We start from the raw sequence: 21,852 nt of genomic DNA, 5'->3' as shown, positions 1-21,852 counted from the left end.
CACTACGGTGTGTCTCCCCTCGAGGTCAGCGGTGCGTGGCCCCCAGCACACGCCTACGTAGCGGCAACGAGGTGAACCGTCAGAAGGTTATGCACGGGTTCGAACCCGTACCGCGCCCAGATCCGCTGGATTCCGGTCTGGTGCGCTTGCGTGGAGACCACCAGCCGCCTGGTTGTGCAGGCGTCCTCGATCGCGGCCAGCAGGTGCCCGTACCGGCCGCGGCCCTGCTCGGCGGGTACGACGCCGGCCAGCTGGATCTCGGTCCACGACCGCTGCTGGTCGATCGCGGCCAGGGCCAGCACGCGCCGGTCCGGACCACGCAGTACGACCGCACCGGCATCGGCGATCCGGCGGCGGGACCACTCCTGGCGGCCGGCCAGCGCCTGGGCCCGGTCGAACATCGGGTTCGAGCAGTAGTGGTTGCCCGAGTCGCCGAACACGTCCGCGACCAGGTCGTCCACGAGCTCGTCGTCGGCCTCGGGCTCGAGCTTGGCAGCGAAGCCGGCCAGCGGCGCGGGCCGGCGGCCCTTGCCGGCCGGGAGCGACCAGTAGACCACGGTGTCGGCCAACAGCGCCTGCCGCGGCCCGCTCGCCAGCGCGGCGAACCAGGTGGTCTCGCGGGCCGGGTAGCGCAGCACGATCACGTCGGCGGTCGACCGCTCGACAGCGGCCAGGACCTCGGCCAACGGCGTACCCGCGGAAGCGGACACCGACATCCGGTCGATGGAGACTCCGAACCGTTTGGCTGCCTCAACGGACGGCCGCACGGTCAACTCACCGGCTTCGAGCGCGTCGTACCAACTCATAGAGCGCTGAGCTTAGTCGGTCTCCCGCTGCTACGCCTCGTAACTCAACCATTGCGTGACGCGGCTCAACAAATACCTTCCCCGCCCCACCACCCCGGTCTTCCCATTAGGGTTGCCACATGCGCGCGAGAGCGAGGCGGCGGGGGCCGCGGGCTGCGGGGCCTTCTCTTTCCGGACTGGTGGCCGGTGCCACCACCGTGGTGCTGGCGTTGGTGCTGCTCGCACTGCACTCGACCTTCTTCGAGCTGGTCCGGTTCGTCGGCTTCACCGTGGTCGCGGTCGCACTGCCCGGGTTCGCGCTGTGGCGGCTGGTCGGCTCGTACGGGCGCAACCTGGTCGAGGACCTGGCTGCCGGCTTCGCAGTGGGGACTGCAGCCCAGGTGGTCGTCTACCTGGCCAGTTCGTCGATCGGTCTGCAGGCGTGGTCGTGGGTGTGGGCGCCGATCGTGCTGGTGGTCGCGTTCGTTGACCGGGACGCCCGGGAGCGGGTATGGCGCCGGGTAGAGCGACCGCTCCGCCCAGTGCAGGCCTGGCTGCTCACGGCATCGACGGCGGTGGTCGTGCTGCTTGTGTACCGGCGCGGGCCGGCCGAGTTCCTCCCGGCGTACACGGACCCGCTGCGCGCGTACCCCGATCTGGCGTTCCAGCAGGCGCTGGCGGCGAGTGCGAAGTACGACGTACCTATCTCCACGCTGTGGCTCGGTGGCGAGCCGATGAAGTACCACACGTTCTTCCACCAGGCGACGGCCGCGACGGCGTGGGGTACGCGGATCGACCTGACCGACCTGATCCACACGCTGAGCTGGCTGCCGCTGTTCTTCGCCGGCTGCGGACTGGTGTTCGCGCTGGCCTCCCGGTTCGTGCCGACCGCGGAGTCGGGCGCTACCTGGGCCGGGCCGCTCGCGGTGTTCATCGCCGGGCTCGGTGGGACCGTGCAGCCGCTGACCGACACCGGGCTGGGCGGGCTCGCGACATCGGTTGCGGCGTACCTCAGCCCGACGCAGAACCTCGGCGTACTGATCGCACTGTCGGTCTGTCTGGTGGCGGTCGACCTGCTGCGGTCCAGTACGCCGCGGAGCCGGTGGGTGCTGCTGATCCTGCTCATGCTGGTCGCGGCCGGCGCGAAGTCGACGATCCTGCCGCTGGTCGGGACCGGGTTCGCGTTCGCGTTCCTGCAGCTCGGGGTGAGCCGGGAGAAGAGCCGGACAGCGCTGATCGGCGGTGGGCTGTCGCTGGTGATCTTCGTCGCCGCGCTGATCACGATCTTCGGCGGCAGCACCTGGGGCACGGAGGTGGACCCGTTCCGGACCTTCGAACAGCTGGCGCCGTACGCGCTGGTCATCGACAATCCGCACGCCAAGTTGTTGTCAGGGGCAACCACCCTGCTGGCGTGGGCACTGGCCGCGTCGGGAGTGTTCTTCCTCGGACGGAAGTGGCGGGACGTCGGCGCGGTCTTCCTGCTCGGCGTCACGGTCGCGGGGTTGCTCGGGACGGTGCTGACCACGCAGTCGGGAGTCAGCCAGATGTACTTCCTGCGGACAGCCTTCCCGGTCATCGCCGTACTCGCGTCCGTCGGGCTCGCCAATCTGGTCGGTCGCCTCGGGGACCGGCGGGCGGTGGTGCTGGTTGGAGCGGCCGGAGCGCTTGGACTGGTTGGTCTGGCGGTGGCGCGGTCCCTGTCTTCTGACGCGCACGGACTCAAGCAGCCGTGGCTGTGGACAGTCGCAGCCGTTGTGGTGGTTGCTCTGGTCGTGGCGGTGGCGTGGAAGCTGCTACGCCGGCCTGGGAGCTTCTTCGTGGCGTTGCTAGGTGGTGCAGTGGCAGCCTGCATGATCGGTGCGGCTCTGGTTCCGCTGGAGGCGTTCGTGTCGGACAAGACGTCCAACCTGGTGTTCGGTCACCCGTTCCGCGGCGGCGCCACGGCTGCGGAGGCCGGTGCGGCGCGGTGGCTGCGACGGAACACGAAGCCGGGTGAGCTGGTCGCCACCAACGCGCACTGCATCATCCAGCGCGACGGCCTCTGCGACAGCCGGCACTTCTGGCTCGCTGCGCTGTCCGAACGACCAGTGATGATCGAGGGCTGGTCCTACTCGAACCAGGCCAACCGGGTCGCGGTCACGACCGGCGGCAACCCGAGCCTGATCCCGTACTGGAACCGTGACGAGCTGGCCGCCAACGACGCAGCCTTCAAGTCACCGAGCCCGGCAGCGATCGACCGGCTGCGCAAGGCCGGCGTGCGCTGGCTGTACGCCGACAACCGGGTCGGCAACGTGTCACCGGCCCTCCGCAACTACGTCGCGCTCCGGCACGCGACGCTGGACGCAACGATCTACGAGCTCAGATGAGGTCGAGGAGGGCGTCAGCTACCCGCTCGCGCCCTTTACCGTCGACCAGCTCCCACCCAGCGGCGGCTAGGCGAGCCCGCTCGGCCGGCTCGGTCAGGAGCTGCTTCAGTACGCCGGCTGCGCTCGACGGGTCCGCTTGCAGGTCAGACAGCACCCCTACGCCGGCCGCCGTACCAGTGGCGATCGCACGCTCGTAGCCCATCACCTGGTTGTCGACCACGCACACGAGTCCAGCGGTGGCGCCGAGGCACAGCAGCTCCCAGGTCGACGTACCCGAGGCGCTGATGGTCAGGTCGGACGAGCGCACCGCGGCAGCCAGCTGGTCCGTTGGCTCGATCACGTGGACTTGTTGGTGCGGTCTGAGGTCCACAGCCGCTATGCGGGTGGCCAGGTCCGGGGTTGCTGCGACGACGGTCGCTTCGAAGGGTGCTCCAGACGCCGCTAGGGCGCGGATCACGTGCGGAGCAGCACCGAAGGCATCCGTACCACCGAAGAACGCGAAGACCTTCGGTACGTCGACCGCTCGCGGCGCGGGTGGTTCGGCCGGGCGGTGCGCCAGGATCTCGTCGCGGATCATCACGTACTCCAGACCAGCCAGCCTATGGGAGCCCGGTGGCAGCGCCGGATGGTCCAGCTCGGCGGCCAGGTTCTGGTCGACCAGGACGTCGGCCGCGGCGCCACGGAAGTCGCCGTCGACGATCGCGAGCGTGGGGAGACCGGCCGCGCGCACAGCTGGGTACACGCTCGCGTCCAGGTCGTAGGAGTCGAACACGACCGCGTCCAGCTCGAGCCGGGCGAACAGCTCGACGTGGTCGGCGGCCGACCAGACCGCGGGTTCGACGGTGACGCCACGGGCGGCGATCTGCGCGGCGGCCCAGGGCACGGTGTGGGCATCACAGACGAACACGACCTCGAGCTCGCGCCGCCGAAGCTCCTCGGCCAGGGCCAGGCAGCGCATCACGTGCCCGATCCCCCGGGCCGGCCCGACATCACATCGCACCCCGACGCGCTTCACGCCCCAGACCGTATCGGCTGTCTACCCACTTCTTCGGTCCGGGCCGGGATCGTACGTTTGATCACACGGTCCTGAGATGGTGGATTGAGGGGGTCGCGCGCCGGGCAGCTATTGTTTCGAGGTCCGCACCGCGTGTGCACTACTCGGAACTGTCCGTCAGAAGGGTCCCGCTCGCGTGTCCATCCTCACCGGCTCCGACATCCTGGTCACCGGCGGTACCGGGTCGTTCGGCCGGGCGTTCGTACGGCACGCGCTGGACCAGCTGAACCCGCGGCGGATCATCGTCTTCAGCCGCGACGAGCTGAAGCAGTGGGAGGTCCGCCAGCTGTTCGGCGACGACCCGCGGCTGCGGTTCTTCCTCGGCGACGTCCGCGACCGGTCCAGGCTGCTGCGGGCCATGCACCGGGTCGACTACGTCGTCCACGCAGCCGCGCTCAAGCAGGTGGACAGCGGTGAGTACAACCCGTGGGAGTTCGTCCAGACCAACGTGATCGGCTCGCAGAACGTGATCGAGGCGTCGATCGACTCGGGCGTCAAGCGGGTCGTGGCGCTGTCCACGGACAAGGCGTCCAGCCCGATCAACCTGTACGGCGCGACCAAGCTGACCGCGGACAAGCTGTTCATCAACGGCAACCACTACGCGGCGGCGTACGACACCCGCTTCAGCGTGGTCCGGTACGGCAACGTGATGGGCAGCCGCGGCTCGATCATCCCGAAGTTCCGCGCGCTGCACGCGGCCGGGCAGTCGCTGCCGATCACCGACCTGCGCTGCACCCGGTTCCTGATCACGCTGCCGCAGGCGGTCGAGTTCGTGGTCGACTCGTTCGACCTGATGACCGGCGGCGAGCTGTACGTGCCGCGGATCCCGTCGATGAAGGTCACCGACCTGGCCGAGGCGATCGCGCCCGGCGCGAAGATGCACGACATGGGTCTGCGCCCGGGCGAGAAGCTGCACGAGGAAATGATCAGCCCGGAGGAAGGCCGCCGCGCGCTGACGCTGGGCAACCGCTTCGTCCTGCAGCCCGACCTCGCCAGCTGGGGCTACCTGCCGCCGGCCGACGGCCGCCCGGTGGCGGACGGCTTCCACTACGCCTCGGACACCAACGACCAGTGGTACTCGATCGAACAGATCCGCAAGATCCTCGAGAGCGACACCTGACCGTGTTGCCTTATGGACGGCAGTCGATTTCGGAAGCTGACATCGAGGCTGTCACCGCGGTACTGCGGAGTGACTGGCTGACCACCGGACCGACGGTGACTGCCTTCGAGCAGGCCGTTTCGGAGCTGGCCGGCGGACATCGCGCGGTGAGTTGTACGTCGGGGACCGCGGCCCTGCACATCGCGTACGCCGCCCTCGGCGTCGGCCCCGGCGACGAGGTCATCACCACCCCGATGACCTTCGTAGCCACGGCGTCCTGCGCGGCTCTCCTCGGCGCGCGCATCACCTTCGCCGACATCGACTACAACACTGGTCTGATCGACCCCGCCGCTGTGGAAGCCCTGCTTTCTGATCGATCCAGGGTCATCAGTGCAGTCGACTACGCCGGCCAATCCGCCGACTACGACGCACTGCAGCCCCTCGCAGACAGAGTCGGCGCGAAGACCTTGGCCGACGCCGCCCACTCAGTAGGTGGTTACGCCAACGATCGCCCGGTAGGCGACCTCGCCGACGTCACCACCATGTCCTTCTTCCCCACCAAGAACCTGACCACCGGCGAAGGCGGCGCGGTCGTCTGTAAGGACCCGGCAACCGCCCAGCGAGCCCACGAGTTCCATTTCATCGGTCTCGTCCGCGACCCGGAGCGCTTCGAGCTCAAGGACGAGGGTCCGTGGCACCAGGAGGTCCACGAGTACGGCGTGAACTACCGCCTGACCGATCTCGGCGCGGCGCTCGGGCTGTCCCAACTGCGGCGGCTCGCGGAGTTCAAGGCCCGGCGTACGGCGATCACAGCGCGCTACAACGAGGCCTTCGCCGGGGTGGACGGCCTGCGAACGCCGGTGCAGCGCGCCGGGGTCGATCCGATGTGGCACCTGTACCCGATCCGCGTCCTCGACGGCCGGCGCCGGGAGATCTTCGAGCGGATGCGAGCCGCGGGGATCGGCGTACAGGTCAACTACCTTCCGGTGTACTGGCACCCGGTGTTCGCGCACCAGGGCTACCAGCGCGGCCTGTGCCCGAACGCCGAGCGCTACTACGCCGAAGAACTGTCCTTACCGCTCTACCCCGGACTCACCGACAGTGACGTCAACCGGGTGATCGAGACTCTTATCGAACTGGTTGGCCAGTGACCCCTGGATGGCGTGGATCGAACGATGGGGTCGTCCAGGTGCGTGCATCGCAAGGCGGAGGAGCGTCCTCGATGCGGGTTTCATCGTGGACGCTCCTCCAACGCAGCGAGGCGCGTGCCTGGGCGGGCCCAGCGTCGATCCACGCCATCCAGGGGGCACTAAAGTGACTGATGTGACCCGATCGAATCTGATCGGCGGAGAGATGCTCAACTGGTCGGATCTGCATCCGGGCGACGCGCGGCCGGCCGCAGGTGGTGCAGCCGCTGGTGCACTCCTCGCCGCCACTCTCCAGCCGTCCGACAACGTCCTGATCGCCGGCCCGCACGCCGCAGAGCTGGTCCGGCTGGTCACGTCCCGGGCGGCGTCGGTTGACCTGCTGGTGCGGTCGGCGCCTGACGCCGAAGAGCTGGCTGAAGAACTACCCAAGGGTCAGATCTTCTGCGGATCTCTCGATCGCTTCGCCGCGGATGACACGTACGACGTGGTCGTGGCACTGGACGGGCTCGAGCGCGTGGTTGGTCCGGATACTGCTCGGTTTACCTGGGCTTCGGCGTTGGAACGGCTGACCGGGCGGCTCGCACCGGGTGGGCGGTTCTTGCTGGGGGCCGAGAATGCGTTCGGCTTTGAGCGGCTGGTCCAGCCCGACATCACGGCCGCGCTCCCCCGGGACGAGGACTGGGGCCGAGACGTCACCGACACCGCGCCGGCCGGCCTCAAGCCCCTCCAGGCCGCCCTGCAAACAGCCGGCCTGGCAGCCACCCAGACCTACGCTGCCTTTCCATCACTTGTCGAGGCAGACGTCGCCTTCACGCAGGTGGAGGGATTCGCAGCCGTCGTCGGAGCGAGATCCTTTGCCTCCCGCAACGAAGGTCCAGTACTGATGGATCCCTATCGTCTGGTGCTGGATTCGGCGAGGGCTGGGCTGGGTCTGGAGCTGGCACCGGCTTGGTACTTCGTGTGTGGTGTGGAGACCCCTGAGGTGCTACCCGAGGGAGCTGTGCCGGGCGGGACGGGCGTACTGCTCGAGGAACACCTGATGACGGCCCTGCGCTGTGATGATCAAGCGGAGCTTCGGCGGGTGATTCCTGAGTATGCGGCCTGGGGTGGAGCGGGGGCGCCTGACAACGTGATTGTTGATGGGGCGTCGTACCGCTTGTTCGGGGAGGCGCAGGAAGGCGACATCGTCCAGCATCTGGTGCGGTTCGCACGGCGCGTGCTGGAAAGTGGCTCTCGGCAACCATGGCCGGCCGCCGCGGATCCGCACACGTTGACCGCGCGGCTCGCGGCGATGGCCGGCATCACGGTGCCGGAGAGAGAGTTCACCGCCGACGAGGTCGTCCGGCCGCGAGGTAGTGCGGAGCAGTTGCAGACCGTGGCGCGGTTGGCGGACGAGTTGGCGCATGCGAGCGCGCGGGCGATCCTGTTCGAGGGGACCGTCAGCGGGATCCGGCGATCGCGCCCGTACCGCGTCGGGCACGCGGTGATGAATCCGGCCCGCGTGATCCGCCGCCGGCTGAAACGCGTCTTGCGGAAGGTACGGCGCTGATGCACCACGCCAACCACTTCTACGGGCACGCCGACATCATGGCGTCGTACGCGGGGCTCCCGAAGCCGCCGCGGATCTGGGGGTACCTGCAGCACGGGTGGAACATCCTCGACGGATTCGCGCACGGGACGAACTTCGCGCCGGGGATGCCGAAGTTCGTCTGGTCCGACAGCGTCCGCCGCCGCGGCCACTCGATGGGCCTGCGCAACTACTCGGTGATCGGCTCGGTCTGGCTGTACCTGCTCAAGGTGCACCCGGAGCTCGCCACCCAGGCAAAAGGTGCCCAGGGCACCATCTTCTACCCGTTCCACGGCTGGGAGGGCCAGCACGTGCTTGGCGACCACGGCCGGATCGTTGCCTCGATCAACGAGCATGAGACCGGCCCGGTGACCGCCTGCCTGTACTGGAACGAGTACCAGCAGCCCGCCATCCGCAAGGTATACGAGGACGCCGGCTTCCGCGTCATCACCCACGGTTACCGCGGTCTGCACTGGCGGAAGACCGACGCGAAGTTCCTGGTCAAGCAGCTGCGCGAGCTGCGCAGACACACCCGGGTCGCCTCCAACCGGCTCAGCTCCGCTGTTCTGTACGGCGCCTCGCTCGGCCTGCAGCCGGGGGTCTACGGTGATCCCATGGTGCTGGAGAACGAGCACCCGTCCTTCGGCGGCCAGGCGCGGATCAAGCGGCTCTGGCCGGAGCTGGACCAGCCGTTCGTTCCGCCGGCGATCGCCCGTGAGTTCACCGACACCGAGCTGGGCGTCGAGCACGTCGCCGGCCCGGCCGAGATCCGGGAGTTGTTCCGATGGAACCCCTGAACATTGGCGTCATCACCCAGGTGCGGGTGACCAGCACCCGGCTGCCGGCCAAGGTCCTGCTCAGCGTGGGCGGCCGGACGTACCTCGAGCACCACCTGGACCGGCTCGGCCGGACCGGGCTGCCGGTGATCGTTGCCACCACCACCAACTTCAACGACGACCTCGTGGTGCAGGTGTGCCAGGAGGCCGGGATCCCGGTGTTCCGCGGCAGCGAGGACGACGTGCTGAGCCGGTTCGCCGGCGCGTCCCGCGCGCACGACCTGGACGGGATCGTCCGGGTGACGTCGGACTGCCCGCTGATCGACCCGGAGATCGTTGCCGCGGGCGTCGATCGCTGGCGGGCCGAGCAGGACCTCGACCTGTACATCTCGAACTGCCTGGAGCGGACCTACCCGCGCGGCATGGACTACGAGATCTTCTCCGCGGCCCGGCTGTACGACGCGGAGGCGAAAGCCACGCTCAAGGCGGACCGCGAGCACGTCACGCCGTACCTGCATCAGAACCGGTCCGGCGAGATGCGGCTGCTGAACCTGCCGTGGGCCGGCGGAGGCTCGCAGTACCGGCTCACGCTGGACACCGCGGACGACTGGAAGTTGCTCGACGCCCTGATCGAGGACTACGACGCGCCGCGGCTCAGCTGCGCCGAACTGGTCGCGATCCTGGACGCCCACCCCGAGCTGGCCGCCCTCAACGCACACATCGAGCAGAAGAAGCTCGGCGAGTAACAGCGCACAGAGCGCTCACTACGGCATCATTTACGTGATGAGCACCGACGACTCCGAGAGCAGCCCCGGCGTGGATGCCGCGCGGGCGAAGTCGTTCGGCGCTGTCGCTGCGGCGTACGACGCGGGGCGGCCGACGTTCCCGGCCGAGGCGCTGAGCTGGATTCTCGGCCCCGGACGCGGGCTGCAGGTGCTCGACCTGGGTGCCGGCACCGGCAAGCTGGCCGCGGTCGCGGCCGGGCTCGGCCACGACGTGATCGCGGTCGACCCGTCACCGGAGATGCTCGAGGTCTGCCGCCGGCGGTCCGGGATCGACACCATGGTCGGCGCGGCCGAGTCGATCCCGCTCGCGCACGCCTCGGTCGACGCCGTAGTCGTCGGGCAGGCCTTTCATTGGTTCGACCACGCCCGGGCGCTGCCGGAGATCGCTCGAGTCCTGCGGCCGAACGGCGTCCTCGGGCTGCTCTGGAACAACCCGGACACCGTCGTTCCGTGGGTCCGCCGGATGTTCCGGGTGCTGCAGGGCGACGACTTCCGCGGTACCGACCGGTTCGACCCGGTGCCGGTGATCGACCAGTCGAACCTGTTCACGATGCTCGAGTCGGCCCGCTTCCGGCACTGGCACGACCTCGACCGCAACGGCCTCCGCCAGCTGGCTCAGTCGCACTCGCGGGTCGCCGTACTCAAGGAGTCCCGCCGGGACAGCGTGCTGGAGCAGGTCGACCTGATCTACGACCACACCGCCCGGCCTCCGGAGCCGCTACGGATGCCGTACTTCACCGACTGCTACCGCGCCCACCCCAGCGACCTGGCCAACTACCGCCGTACCCTCGACGCCCCGGTGGCCCCGCACCTCTAGTTCCGGCGCCAGGTGAAACGTTTTGGTTGCAATGGGTCACAAATGCGCGACTTGCGGCTAACGTGCACGTGTTCGGGTCCAGTGAAGGGGAACTCATGGACGATCAAGCGGTGCGCGAGCGGGATGCCCGCGCCTACGAGGCCGTGTACGAGGCGGACGACTTCCAGACGCTGAAACGGCGCTACAAGAACTTCGTGGTGCCGTGGACCATCGCGTTCATGGCGTGGTACCTGGCGTACGTCGCCTGCAACAACTGGGCGCGCGGGTTCATGAGCCACCGGGTGGTCGGGCACGTCAACGTCGCGCTGATCTTCGGCCTGCTGCAGTTCGTGTCGACCTTCGTGATCGCGGCGCTCTACGGCCGGTTCGCGAACCGCAAGCTCGACCCGCTGGCCCACGGCCTGAACGCCAAGTTCAAGAGGGAGCGCCGCCGGTGATGATTCCCGCCCTGATTCCGATGGCCACCGAGCCCGGCAACCGCTGGCTGACGATCTCGCTGTTCACCGCGGTCGTCGCCGTGACGCTGTACATCACCTGGTGGGCGTCCCGGCAGAACAAGACCGCCGCCGACTACTACGCCGGCGGCCGCTCGTTCAGCGGTGCGCAGAACGGCCTGGCCGTCGCCGGTGACTACATGTCGGCAGCCTCGTTCCTCGGGATCTCCGGCCAGATCGCCCTCTACGGGTACGACGGCTTCCTGTACTCGATCGGCTTCCTCGTCGCCTGGCTGGTCGCGCTGCTCCTGGTCGCCGAACTCCTGCGGAACTCGGGCCGCTTCACGATGGCGGACCAGCTGGCCTTCCGGATGAAACAGCGGCCGGTCCGGACCGCCGCCGCCAGCTCGACGATCGTGGTCTCGATCTTCTACCTGCTGGCCCAGATGGTCGGCGCCGGTTCGCTGGTCGGGCTGCTGCTCGGCGTGAAGAGCGAAGGCCTGAAGGCGGCCGTGATCGTCCTGGTCGGCGCGCTGATGATCGTCTACGTGACGATCGGCGGCATGAAGGGCACCACCTGGGTGCAGATCGTGAAGGCCGTGCTGCTGATGGCCGGCACGATCCTGATCACCTTCCTGGTGCTGGTGAAGTTCCACTTCAACATCTCCGAGCTGCTCGGCTCGGCCGCGGCGAAGTCCGGCAAGGGCGAGTCGTTCCTGCAACCCGGTCTGCTCTACGGCAAGGACCTGACCGGCCAGATCGACTTCCTGTCGCTCGGCCTGGCCCTCGTCCTGGGTACGGCGGGTCTGCCGCACATCCTGATCCGCTTCTACACCGTGCCGGACTCGCGGTCCGCGCGACGCTCGGTGCAGTGGGCGATCGGCCTGATCGGTTTCTTCTACCTGATGACGCTGGCCCTGGGATTCGGCGCGGCGGCCCTGCTGGACACCGGCAAGGGCTCAGCAGTGGCGGAGTCGAAGGGCAATGTCGCGTCGCCCACGCTGGCCGGCGTACTCGGTGGTGGGCTGGACTCGATCGGTGGGTCGATCCTGCTCGCGCTGATCGCGGCGGTGGCCTTCGCGACGATTCTCGCGGTCGTTGCGGGTCTGACGCTGACGTCGGCGTCGTCGTTCGCGCACGACCTGTACGCGAACGTCATCGCGAAGACGAAGCCATCGGAGAAGAGCGAGCTGCGGGTCGCGCGGTTCGCGGCGATCGGGATCGGTGCGATCGCGATCGCGCTGGCGATCCCGGCGCAGAAGCTGAACATCGCGTTCCTGGTCGCGCTGGCGTTCGCGGTCGCGGCCTCGGCGAACCTGCCGGCGCTGCTGTTCAACCTGTTCTGGCGGCGGTTCAACACCTCCGGCGCGGCCTGGAGCATCTATGGCGGCCTGGTCTCCGCGGTCGTGCTGGTGGTCTTCTCGCCGGTGGTGTCCGGCAAGCCGACGTCGATGATCACCGGCGCCGACTTTGCCTGGTTCCCGCTGTCGAACCCGGGCATCGTGTCGATCCCGCTGGGCTTCCTGTTCGGCGTCCTGGGCACGTTCCTCGGCAAGGACAAGTCGAGCGAGCTCCGGTACCACGAACTGTCGGTCCGCGCGCTCACCGGCGCCGGCGCCGAGGGAGTCGCCAAGCACTGATCCGCTGCTTCGAGGGCCGGTCCGCATGCCGCGGGCCGGCCCTTTCGTTGGTCATGAGCCGTTGACGCTCGCGTAGCCGTGCCGTAACAATGAGCCAACGCTGCGCAAGAAATGAGCAAAGTAGAGAAACTTCTGGACTCTCGCGCGGCGGAACCGCGTCTCACCCCCGCCCACCTGGAGAGGCCATGCGAATCCGTACGTGGCGGCTGCCTGCCGCCTTGCTCGCCGCGGCCCTGGCGCTCGCCGCCAGTCCGCTCACCCATCCCGCACCGGCCGGCGCGGCCGTCCTCGCCGGGCCCAACCTGGCCGCCGGCAAGTCCGCGTCGGCGAGCAGCGTGACCCAGAACTACCTCGCATCGAACGTGACCGACGGCAACCAGAGCAGCTACTGGGAGAGCGCGAACAATGCGTTTCCGCAGTGGGTCCAGGTCGACCTCGGCGCGTCGGTCGCGACCAACCAGGTCGTGCTCAAGCTCCCGACCTCCGGATGGGGTGCCCGCACCGAGACCCTCGCGGTCCAGGGCAGTACCGACGGCAACAACTTCACCGACCTGTCCGCCTCCGCGGCGCGGGCGTTCGACCCGCCGGGCAACACCGTGACGATCGACTACGGTACGGCGACCACCCGGTACGTCCGGATCCGGATCACCGCGAACACCGGCTGGCCGGCCGGACAGCTGTCCGAGCTCGAGGTCTACGGGCCGGCGACCGGCGACACCCAGGCTCCCACCGCCCCGGGCAACCTGGCCTTCACCGAGCCCGGCGCCGGGCAGATCAGGCTGACTTGGAACGCGTCGACCGACAACGTCGGCGTCACCGGGTACGACGTGTACGCGAACGGGCAGCTGCGCACGAGCGTGGCCGGCAACGTGCTGACGTACACGGACAACCAGCCGGCGAACGTGTCGATCTCGTACTACGTCCGCGCAAAAGATGCTGCGGGCAACCAATCGGCCAACAGCAACACGGTCACCCGTGGCGGCAGTGGCGGTCCGGGGAGCAACCTCGCGCTGCACAAACCGATCACCGCGTCCGGGTCGGTGTTCACGTTCGTCGCGACGAACGCCAACGACGACGACGCGACGACGTACTGGGAGGGCAACGCCAACCCGGCCACGCTGACCACGCAGCTCGGTGCCAACGCCGATCTCAGCTCGATCGTCATCCGGCTGAATCCGGACCCGGTCTGGGGTCCGCGGACGCAGACGTTCTCGATCCTCGGGCGCGAGCAGAGCTCTTCGTCGTTCACCACGATCGTGGGCAGCGCGGCGTACAACTTCAGTCCGTCGTCAGGGAACAGCGTCACGATCCCGGTCAGCGCACGCGTAGCCGACGTACGGCTCAACTTCACCGGGAACACGGGCGCGCCGGCTGGTCAGGTCGCGGAACTGCAGGTGATGGGCGTCCCGGCGCCCAACCCCGACCTGACCGTTTCCGGGGTGTCCTGGACGCCGACCTCGCCGGTCGAGACCGACTCGATCACGGTGCGGGCCACGGTGAACAACGGCGGTACGGCTGGGTCGCCGGCCACCTCAGTGAACTTCTACCTTGGCTCTGTGAAGGTCGGTACGGCAGCTGTCGGCGCGCTCGCGGCAGGTGCTTCGACGACCGTCAGCGCGTCGATCGGGGCGCGTGACGCGGGGTCGTATGCGTTGAGCGCCAAGGTCGACGAGGACAACACGGTCATCGAGCAGAACGACGGGAACAACAGCGCTGCTGCCTCCGGGCCGCTCGTGGTCACACCCGTCGCCAGCTCGGACCTGATCGCCGCAGCGGTGAACTGGACGCCGGGCAACCCGTCGGCCGGGAACTCAGTGGCCTTCTCCGTCTCGGTCAAGAACCAAGGCAGTGTGGCCTCGGCGTCCGGTGCGCACGGAATCACGTTGACCGTGCTGAACGGGTCGACCGTGGTTGCCACCCTGACCGGCAGCTACAACGGCGCGATCGCCGCCGGTGCGACGACGCCGGCCGTTGCGCTGGGCAACTGGACGGCGGCGAACGGCCGCTACACGGTGCGCGTCGTACTGGCGGACGACGCGAATGAGCTGCCGGTGAAGCGGACGAACAACACCAGCGAGCGGCCGCTGTTCGTCGGTCGCGGTGCGAACATGCCGTACGACCCCCTGGAGGCCGAGGACGCCTCGGTCGGTGGTGGCGCCAACGTCATCGGCCCGAACCGGACCATCGGCGACCTCGCCGGTGAGGCGTCCGGCCGGCGCGCGGTGACGCTCAACTCGAACGGCTCGTACGTCGAGTTCACCACGCGGGCTTCGACGAACACGCTGGTGACGCGTTTCTCGATCCCGGACTCGTCGGGCGGCGGCGGACAGTCGTCGTCGCTGAGTGTCTACGTGAACGGCAGCTTCGCGAAGTCGTTGCCGCTGACCTCGAAGTACAGCTGGTTGTACGGCGCCGAGTCGTCGCCGAACAACTCGCCCGGATCCGGCCCGGCGCGGCACATCTACGACGAGGCGAACCTGATGTTCGACCAGACCTACCCGGCCGGGACGAAGATCCGGCTGCAGAAGGATCCGGCGAACTCGACGACGTACTCGATCGACTTCATCGACACCGAGGCCGTTTCCGCCATTGGTAACCCAGGTGCGGGCTACGTGACGCCGGCCGGCTTCTCGCAGCAGGATGTGCAGGCGGCGCTGGACCGGGTCCGGCAGGACACGACGTTGCAGGGCGTGTACCTACCGGCGGGTGACTACCAGACGTCGTCGAAGTTCAACGTGTACGGACGCGCGATCCGCGTGGTCGGGGCCGGGCCGTGGTTCACCCGGTTCGTCGCACCGCAGAACCAGTCGAACACCGACGTCGGGTTCGACGCGCAGTCGTCGGCGAACGGGTCGACGTTCAGCGGGTTCGCGTACTTCGGCAACTACGACAGCCGCAACGACGGTCCGGGCAAGGTGTTCAACTTCGCCGGGACATCGAACATGACCATCGACAGCATCTGGGCCGAGCACCAGATGTGCCTGTACTGGGGCGCGAACACCGACAACTCGGTGATCAGGAACTCGCGGATCCGGGACACGTTTGCCGACGGCATCAACATGACGAACGGGTCGGCCGGCAACACGGTCAGCAACAACGACGCACGGTCGACCGGCGACGACAGCTTCGCCCTCTTCAACGCCACCGACAACGGCGGCGGCGAGGTCCGCGACAACGTCTTCGAGAACCTGTCGGCGTCGCTGACCTGGCGGGCCGCCGGATTCGCGGTCTACGGCGGGACGAACAACATCTTCCGCAACCTGTACGCCGCGGACATGCTGACCTACCCGGGCATCACGATCAGCTCGCTGGACTTCGGCATCCCGATGAACGGCTTCGGCGCCACCCCGCCGACGCAGTTCCAGAACGCGTCGGTGGTCCGCTCCGGCGGCCACTTCTGGGGCAACCAGGCGTTCCCCGGGGTGTGGGTGTTCTCGGCGTCGAAGATCTTCCAGGGCATCCGGGTCAGCGATCTGGACGTCGTCGACCCGACGTACTCCGGCATCATGTTCCAGACCAACTACGTCGGCGGCAGCCCACAGTTCCCGGTCGCCGACACCGTCTTCACCAACACCACCATCTCCGGCGCCCACAAGTCCGGCGACGCCTTCGACGCCAAGTCCGGCATCGGCATCTGGGCCAACGAACTCCCCGAACCAAACCAAGGCCCAGCCGTCGGCTCCGTCACCTTCAACAACCTAACCCTGACCAACAACACCGAAAACATCCGCAACACCACCACAACCTTCACCATCACCCGCAACTAACCCACCAAGAGCCCGCCGGAGGCCCAGCCCTCCGGCGGCTCTTGCGTGCGCAGACCTACCGGATGGTGCAGAACACGCGGATTCCTGATGCGGTGGCCTGGTGCTGGATCCGGGGCGGCGCATGGAGGACGGCTGTCGCACGCCCTACCAACTACAGGCGCCTGACAGCGCGAAACCCGGCTCGTCCACCGTCCGGAGGGCTGCCGGGTCCACTTCCGGGGGACTCCTGTCCCTCGGCAACAACAACTGTAGCGCGCGATGCCGGCCTTGGAAGCAGGTTCTCGCGATCTGCCCCGAGCTGCCCCGGGTTGCCCTGGTGTCACGACCGTGCAGCCATCGCACCACGTGTGATCGTCAAGCCTTGCCACTTCAGAGGCGGGAAGATGCCGATCCACGTATTCGTCGACGAAACCAAGTCACGCGGCTTGCTGATGGCTGCGGCGTACTGCCCGGCCGACGATGTAGCGGTGAACCGCAAGGCCCTCCGAGCGCTGCTGCTGCCAGGCCAGGAACGCCTCCACTTCAACCACGAGAAGCCTGCACGCCGCAAGCGGATCCTTGACCTGATTGCCGAGTTCCATCTGCTCGTCAGCCTTTACCAGGCAGAGCGTGAAACCCTGATGGACAGGCAACGCTGTCTCGACGCGATCGTCAGAGACTGCGCGGGATCGGCTGAGCGGCTTGTCGTCGAACTGGAAGAGTCCACCTATCAGCATGACCTCCGGTGCCTGCGGGAAGCTGCCCGCCGACATGGGTGCTACGAGACGCTGCGGTGGGACGTGTTGGTCTCCAAGGCAGATCCGCTGCTCTGGGTCCCTGACGCCGTCGCCTGGAGTTGGATGCGTGGCGGTATCTGGAGACAGGCAGTGGCTGGGTTCTGCCAGGTCAAACAGCTCTGAACGCGCGAAACCCGGCTCGTCCACCGTCCGGTGAGCTGCCGGGTTCACTTCTGGAGACTCCTGTCCCCAGCAAAGAAACCATACCGCGCGGACCGCGGAACAGCAGGGGCTTTCGCGATCTGCCCCGACCTGCCCCGGGTTGCCTGGTTACAGTTCGTCGGCGATGCGGGAGAGGGGTGGGCCGGCTTGGAGGACGAGGGCCTGGTCCTCCGGGGAGAGGCGGCGGATCAGTTTGCCGAGTTCTTCGGCGGCTTCCTGGCCGGACGCGGAGACGGTGGCGGCGCCGGCTTCGGTGAGGACTACCGCGGTGGCGCGGCCGTCGACCGGGTCGGGCTCGCGGCGGACCAGGCCGGCCTCCTCCAGGGCGGCGACTGTCGTGGTTGCGGTGGGTTGAGAGCACGGAACGCGGCTCGCGATCTCGCCGATCCGGATCGGTTGCTCGTCGGCGATCAGCATCAGCGCCAGGAACTGCGTCGGGTGCAGGACCGCGGTGGACCGGTTCCGGCGCAGATGCCTGACGATTCGGTGCATGCTGACCAGAAGTTGCAGGGTCTCCTGCGCCAAGGCGATCACCTCCGTCGGGAAGCGCCATCCTGGCACAGGCCACCAAACTTCTCCTACGGCTGACGGGTTAACGCACGTTCACCTCGTGGCCACTACTCCCAGCTGTGAGGTCCGTCGAAGCGTGTCAGAGATGTACGGCGAGAACGCCGAGCGCGAAGGCGGTGCCGGCGAGCGCCAGCATGGTGGTGGCCAGGACCATCAGGCGCCGCTGCAGTGCCGGAAGCTCAGCCGCTGTCGCGAAGACGCGCTGCGGCCAGTGCCGCCAAGAGACGTACCAGAAGATTCCTGTTGCTGTAAGCAACAAGATGCCCTTGATTGCATGGATCCACCAATGATCGTCGCGGATCGCGAGCAGCCCGCCGCCGGAGACCGCGATCGCCGCGATCAGACCGACAACCTTCCATCGGTTGCCTGAAGCAATCACTGCCGTCAGTGCTTCCCGGCCGTCCCGATCCTCACCGAAATACCTCTTCAACTTCGGCTGTACGACGAACAGCGAGTAGGCCATCCCACCGACCCAGGCCGCGGCCAGTCCGGCGTGGATGATCGCCAGTACTGCGGTCATCGCCAGACCTGAAACGGCAGCATGCCGACCAACTGCTGCAACTTGCCAAGCGTCTCGAGAATCTCATCGGGCTTCGTCCGCCCGAATATCGGATGCTCCATGAACAGGAGATCATCACCAACGACGGCCCAGGTATGCAGCTTCACCTCCCGCATGAACTGCATAAGCTGCGGGTGAAGGAAATACGCGGCAACGTTCGGATCGGTACCGATCAGCTTGTACCACCGGTTGAACTTGGGGTCCGGGGTTTGCGGCTCGGGATAGGCGTCCACCTCGAAGGCCGGCTCAATACTGGACGCAATCTGAAAGAACGGCAGCTGCGCAGGCAGTTTCATCGCCCAGACTGTGTCGATGACAATGGTGTCCAGGGAGCTCAGCTCTCGATCAGTCCAGGCATCGCGATAATGCGTCACCTTCGGCCGCCGATGAAAGTCGAAGGTGAGAAAAGGTATCCCGTTGAACTGCCCGGTGACGACCCCGAAAGCCAGCCGCTGATCCCCGTTCTCGGTAAAGGGAAGCACCCGCCAGGCATCAACAAACTCAGGCGCATCAGGCCGAAACTGCCAGCCGTATTGCTGCGCCAGCTGAGCCCGCTCTTCGTTGGTCTTGGCAATCCGCCTAGCTTCACTCACACCCCGACACTAGGCGCCAAGGAGGTCCTCACCGGCCCTCGCTGGGTGGTCGAGCGCATGGCCGGGTATGCGAGCCGGGCCCGACGCGACCACTTCAGTCGATCGTGGCGAGCGACGAGGTGCAACTGCGGCAGGACGCGTGGATCTACCACCAGCACCACTCATCACCAGTCCGTCTAGTCGCAGACGTCCACCGGTGCAGTCACGCGCGAGCGCAGCGAGCACGCGTGGGGCTATCACCAGCACCCCTCACCACCAGTCCGTGTACTCATGGGCGTCCACCTATGCAGTCACCCGCGAGCGCCAGCGAGCAACCTGCGGCGCCAGCCGCAACCCGCGAGCGCCAGCGAGCAACCTGCGGCGCCAGCCGCAACCCGCGAGCGCAGCGAGCAACCCCGGCGCCAGCCGGACGCACCCGGGCGCCAGCCCCGGAAACCACGGGGCGGGTGGGAGCGCGCGAAGCAGCCGCGAACGAGGAGCGCAGCGACGACGTGCGACTGCGAAGCACGCGTGGGATTTACCACCAGCACCACTCACCATCAGCCCGTCTGCTCACGGGCGTCCACCTACGTAGTCACCCCGCGAGCGCAGCGAGCAGCACGCGGCGCCAGCCGCAAAACCGCGAGCGCAGCGAGCAACCCCGGCGGCAGCCGGAAGCACCCGGGCGGGCAGCCCGGAAACCACGGGCGGGTGGGAGCGCGCGAAGCAGCCGCGAACGAGGAGCGCAGCGACGACGTGCGGTTGCGTAGCGGGCGTGGGGTCGACCACCTGCATACGTGGGTGGACCCCGGAGTTGCCCCCGGGGTCCACGGAGTTTCAGCGCAGTACGTCAGTCCTCGTCGGACTTGCCGGATTCCAGGTTGGACTTGATGAGGTCCATGACGGTGGAGTCGGCGAGGGTGGTGACGTCGCCTACCTCGCGGTTTTCGGCTACGTCGCGGAGCAACCGTCGCATGATCTTGCCGGAGCGCGTCTTGGGGAGCTCAGCGACGACCATGATCTGTCGCGGCTTGGCGATCGGGCCGATCTCCTTGGCGACGTGGTTGCGCAGCTCCTGCACCACATCCGGGCCCCCGTCGCCCGCCTCGGATCGGAGGATGACGAAGGCGGCGATCGCCTGACCGGTGGTCGGGTCGGACGCACCGACGACGGCGGCTTCCGCGACCTTCGGGTGCGAGACCAGTGCCGACTCGATCTCGGTGGTCGACAACCGGTGACCGGACACGTTCATCACGTCGTCGACCCGGCCGAGCAGCCAGATGTCGCCGTCCTCGTCCTTCTTCGCACCGTCGCCCGCGAAGTAAACCCCGGGGAAGCGCGACCAGTACGTGTCCTTGAACCGCTGGTCGTCACCCCACAGCGTCCGCAGCATCGAGGGCCACGGCTTGTCGATGATCAGGTACCCGCCCGACCCGTTCGGCACGGACTTGCCCGCATCGTCCACGACATCAACCGACACGCCGGGGATCGCCTTCATCGCGGCCCCGGGCTTGCCCGCGGTCACACCAGGCAACGGCGAGATCATGTGCATACCCGTCTCGGTCTGCCACCAGGTGTCGACGACCGGCGCCTTGTTCCCGCCGATGTGCTCGCGGTACCAGACGTACGCCTCCGGGTTGATCGGCTCGCCCACGGACCCGATCACCCGCAGCGACGACAGGTCGAATTTCGCCGGGATGTCCGCACCCCACTTCATGAAGGTCCGGATCGCGGTCGGAGCGCAGTACAGGATCGACACCTTGTACTTCGCGATGATCTCCCACCACCGCCCCTGGTGCGGCGTGTCCGGCGTACCTTCGTACAGCACGGACGTGGTCGCGTTCGCGAGGGCGCCGTACACGATGTAGCTGTGCCCGGTCACCCACCCGATGTCGGCGGCCGTCCAGTACACGTCGGTCTCCGGCTTGAGGTCGAAGACGCCCCACTGCGTGTACGACGTCCCGACGAGGTACCCGCCGGTCGTGTGCAGGATGCCCTTCGGCTTGCCCGTGCTGCCGGACGTGTACATCACGTACAGCGGGTGCTCGGCGTCGAACGCTTCGGGGGTGTGGTCCACGGACTGCTTGCCGACCACGTCCTCCCACCACAGGTCGCGGCCCTCGACCATGGACGTCTCCTGGCCGGTCCGCTTCACGACGACCACGTTGCGTACGTCGGGGCACTCCTCGAGCGCTGCGTCGACCGCGGGCTTCAGCGCCGCCGGAGCCCCGCGGCGGTACCCACCGTCGGAGGTGATCACGACGCGCGCGTCGCAGTCGAGGATCCGGTCCTTCAGCGCCTCGGACGAGAAACCGCCGAAGACGACCGTGTGCGGGGCGCCGATCCGGGCGCAGGCGAGCATCGCGACCACGGTCTCGGGGATCATCGGCATGTAGATGGCGACGAGCTCGCCGGCCTGGACGTTCAGCTCGAGCAGCGCGTTCGCCGCCTGGCTGACCTGGTCCTTGAGCTGCGCGTAGGTGATCTCCCGGGTGTCGCCGGGCTCACCCTCGAAGTAGTAGGCGACCTTGTCGCCGAGCCCGTTCTCGACGTGCCGGTCGACGCAGTTGTACGCCGCGTTCAGCTTGCCGTCGGCGTACCACTTGGCGAACGGCGGGTTGCTCCAGTCCAGCACCTCGGTCGGCTCGGTGGCCCAGGTCAGCCGCTTGGCCTGCTCGGCCCAGAATGCCTCCGGGTCGGCGGCGGCGCGGTCGTACGCCTCGGCCTTGAGGTTCGCGTTCGCGGCCAGCTCGGCGGGCGGCTCGAACCGGCGCTCCTCGTGCATCAGGTTCGAGAGTGCCTCGGATGGGGCTCCGGACTGGGGTGACTCTGCATTCGTCACGTCGACGACTCCTCCTCGCTGGCTTCGGCGCGCCGGCGCGCCCGTCTACCTTTCTACCAACGCAGACCCCGCCACGGAACCGGTGTATCGACGAGTCGTTTCGAATCTGCGCCGAAGAGGACCAGTTCCGGGC

17 protein-coding genes are annotated in these 21,852 nt (G+C 67.8%); 11 read left to right on the top strand and 6 right to left on the bottom strand.

Features of this window, described 5'->3' with window-relative positions; all coding sequences use genetic code 11:
• Positions 1-53: 53 nt before the first annotated feature.
• On the bottom strand, positions 54-806 hold the full coding sequence (locus AB0E69_RS14065; RefSeq protein ID WP_360144140.1) for an N-acetyltransferase: 753 nt from the start codon (positions 804-806) through the stop codon (positions 54-56).
• A 119-nt stretch (positions 807-925) separates the two neighbouring features.
• Between AB0E69_RS14065 and AB0E69_RS14060 the strand changes: the two genes are divergently transcribed.
• Positions 926-3,151 (top strand): hypothetical protein, encoded by a 2,226-nt coding sequence (locus tag AB0E69_RS14060; protein ID WP_360144137.1) that lies wholly within the window; start codon positions 926-928, stop codon positions 3,149-3,151.
• Here AB0E69_RS14060 and AB0E69_RS14055 read toward each other — a convergent pair.
• Positions 3,144-4,166 (bottom strand): spore coat protein, encoded by a 1,023-nt coding sequence (locus AB0E69_RS14055; protein WP_360144134.1) that lies wholly within the window; start codon positions 4,164-4,166, stop codon positions 3,144-3,146. The two genes, AB0E69_RS14060 and AB0E69_RS14055, sit on opposite strands and share 8 nt — an antisense overlap.
• A 175-nt stretch (positions 4,167-4,341) precedes the next feature.
• On the opposite strand from AB0E69_RS14055, the gene pseB reads away from it, so the two are divergent.
• From pseB to AB0E69_RS14005, 10 genes are all read left to right on the top strand, one after another.
• On the top strand, positions 4,342-5,325 hold the full coding sequence (gene pseB, locus AB0E69_RS14050) for a UDP-N-acetylglucosamine 4,6-dehydratase (inverting) (protein WP_360144131.1): 984 nt from the start codon (positions 4,342-4,344) through the stop codon (positions 5,323-5,325).
• 2 nt (positions 5,326-5,327) lie between these two features.
• The gene (pseC, locus tag AB0E69_RS14045; protein ID WP_360144128.1) at positions 5,328-6,455 is read left to right on the top strand and encodes a UDP-4-amino-4,6-dideoxy-N-acetyl-beta-L-altrosamine transaminase; all 1,128 of its coding nucleotides are present in this window, start codon (positions 5,328-5,330) and stop codon (positions 6,453-6,455) included.
• A 172-nt stretch (positions 6,456-6,627) separates the two neighbouring features.
• Positions 6,628-8,001: a hypothetical protein gene (locus AB0E69_RS14040; protein ID WP_360144125.1), complete on the top strand. Its 1,374-nt coding sequence runs from the start codon at positions 6,628-6,630 to the stop codon at positions 7,999-8,001.
• Positions 8,001-8,816 (top strand): hypothetical protein, encoded by an 816-nt coding sequence (locus tag AB0E69_RS14035; RefSeq protein WP_360144122.1) that lies wholly within the window; start codon positions 8,001-8,003, stop codon positions 8,814-8,816. The genes AB0E69_RS14040 and AB0E69_RS14035 overlap by 1 nt, the downstream gene beginning before the upstream one ends.
• Positions 8,804-9,541, top strand: a complete 738-nt coding sequence (locus AB0E69_RS14030; protein ID WP_360144119.1) for a glycosyltransferase family protein — start codon at positions 8,804-8,806, stop codon at positions 9,539-9,541. The genes AB0E69_RS14035 and AB0E69_RS14030 overlap by 13 nt, the downstream gene beginning before the upstream one ends.
• 37 nt (positions 9,542-9,578) lie before the next feature.
• On the top strand, positions 9,579-10,397 hold the full coding sequence (locus tag AB0E69_RS14025; RefSeq protein ID WP_360144116.1) for a methyltransferase domain-containing protein: 819 nt from the start codon (positions 9,579-9,581) through the stop codon (positions 10,395-10,397).
• Positions 10,398-10,492: 95 nt separating this feature from the next.
• A complete protein-coding gene (locus tag AB0E69_RS14020; RefSeq protein WP_360144113.1) occupies positions 10,493-10,834 on the top strand; it encodes a DUF485 domain-containing protein in 342 nt (113 codons plus the stop codon).
• Entirely contained in the window at positions 10,834-12,471 is a 1,638-nt protein-coding gene (locus AB0E69_RS14015; protein ID WP_360144110.1) for a cation acetate symporter, read from the top strand. Before AB0E69_RS14020 ends, AB0E69_RS14015 begins: the two co-directional genes overlap by 1 nt.
• A gap of 185 nt (positions 12,472-12,656) precedes the next feature.
• Positions 12,657-16,238, top strand: coding sequence for a discoidin domain-containing protein (locus tag AB0E69_RS14010; RefSeq protein ID WP_360144107.1), 3,582 nt, complete (start codon positions 12,657-12,659; stop codon positions 16,236-16,238).
• Between the two features lie 383 nt (positions 16,239-16,621).
• The gene (locus AB0E69_RS14005; protein ID WP_360144104.1) at positions 16,622-17,137 is read left to right on the top strand and encodes a hypothetical protein; all 516 of its coding nucleotides are present in this window, start codon (positions 16,622-16,624) and stop codon (positions 17,135-17,137) included.
• A gap of 147 nt (positions 17,138-17,284) precedes the next feature.
• Here AB0E69_RS14005 and AB0E69_RS14000 read toward each other — a convergent pair whose 3' ends face one another.
• The 4 genes from AB0E69_RS14000 to acs form a co-directional block, all read right to left on the bottom strand.
• Positions 17,285-17,710: a MarR family transcriptional regulator gene (locus AB0E69_RS14000; RefSeq protein WP_360145919.1), complete on the bottom strand. Its 426-nt coding sequence runs from the start codon at positions 17,708-17,710 to the stop codon at positions 17,285-17,287.
• 115 nt (positions 17,711-17,825) lie between these two features.
• The gene (locus tag AB0E69_RS13995) at positions 17,826-18,266 is read right to left on the bottom strand and encodes a hypothetical protein (RefSeq protein ID WP_360144101.1); all 441 of its coding nucleotides are present in this window, start codon (positions 18,264-18,266) and stop codon (positions 17,826-17,828) included.
• Complete coding sequence (locus AB0E69_RS13990; RefSeq protein ID WP_360144098.1) at positions 18,263-18,898, bottom strand: hypothetical protein; 636 nt, start codon at positions 18,896-18,898, stop codon at positions 18,263-18,265. The genes AB0E69_RS13995 and AB0E69_RS13990 overlap by 4 nt, the downstream gene beginning before the upstream one ends.
• A gap of 829 nt (positions 18,899-19,727) precedes the next feature.
• Complete coding sequence (acs, locus tag AB0E69_RS13985; RefSeq protein WP_360145916.1) at positions 19,728-21,662, bottom strand: acetate--CoA ligase; 1,935 nt, start codon at positions 21,660-21,662, stop codon at positions 19,728-19,730.
• Between the last annotated feature and the right edge of the window lie 190 nt (positions 21,663-21,852).

The sequence above is a fragment of the Kribbella sp. NPDC026611 genome (assembly GCF_040638345.1).
GTDB lineage: Bacteria > Actinomycetota > Actinomycetes > Propionibacteriales > Kribbellaceae > Kribbella.
This window is presented reverse-complemented; position numbering and strand designations above follow the sequence as displayed.

What these genes read in the sequence shown, in the direction of transcription:
- AB0E69_RS14065 (WP_360144140.1), bottom strand. Translation starts at nt 806, where the DNA reads ATGAGTTGGTACGACGCGCTCGAAGCCGGTGAGTTGACCGTGCGGCCG.
- AB0E69_RS14060 (WP_360144137.1), top strand. Translation starts at nt 926, where the DNA reads ATGCGCGCGAGAGCGAGGCGGCGGGGGCCGCGGGCTGCGGGGCCTTCT.
- AB0E69_RS14035 (WP_360144122.1), top strand. Translation starts at nt 8,001, where the DNA reads ATGCACCACGCCAACCACTTCTACGGGCACGCCGACATCATGGCGTCG.
- AB0E69_RS14030 (WP_360144119.1), top strand. Translation starts at nt 8,804, where the DNA reads ATGGAACCCCTGAACATTGGCGTCATCACCCAGGTGCGGGTGACCAGC.
- AB0E69_RS14025 (WP_360144116.1), top strand. Translation starts at nt 9,579, where the DNA reads ATGAGCACCGACGACTCCGAGAGCAGCCCCGGCGTGGATGCCGCGCGG.
- AB0E69_RS14020 (WP_360144113.1), top strand. Translation starts at nt 10,493, where the DNA reads ATGGACGATCAAGCGGTGCGCGAGCGGGATGCCCGCGCCTACGAGGCC.
- AB0E69_RS14015 (WP_360144110.1), top strand. Translation starts at nt 10,834, where the DNA reads ATGATTCCCGCCCTGATTCCGATGGCCACCGAGCCCGGCAACCGCTGG.
- AB0E69_RS14010 (WP_360144107.1), top strand. Translation starts at nt 12,657, where the DNA reads ATGCGAATCCGTACGTGGCGGCTGCCTGCCGCCTTGCTCGCCGCGGCC.
- AB0E69_RS14005 (WP_360144104.1), top strand. Translation starts at nt 16,622, where the DNA reads ATGCCGATCCACGTATTCGTCGACGAAACCAAGTCACGCGGCTTGCTG.
- AB0E69_RS13995 (WP_360144101.1), bottom strand. Translation starts at nt 18,266, where the DNA reads ATGACCGCAGTACTGGCGATCATCCACGCCGGACTGGCCGCGGCCTGG.
- acs (WP_360145916.1), bottom strand. Translation starts at nt 21,662, where the DNA reads ATGCACGAGGAGCGCCGGTTCGAGCCGCCCGCCGAGCTGGCCGCGAAC.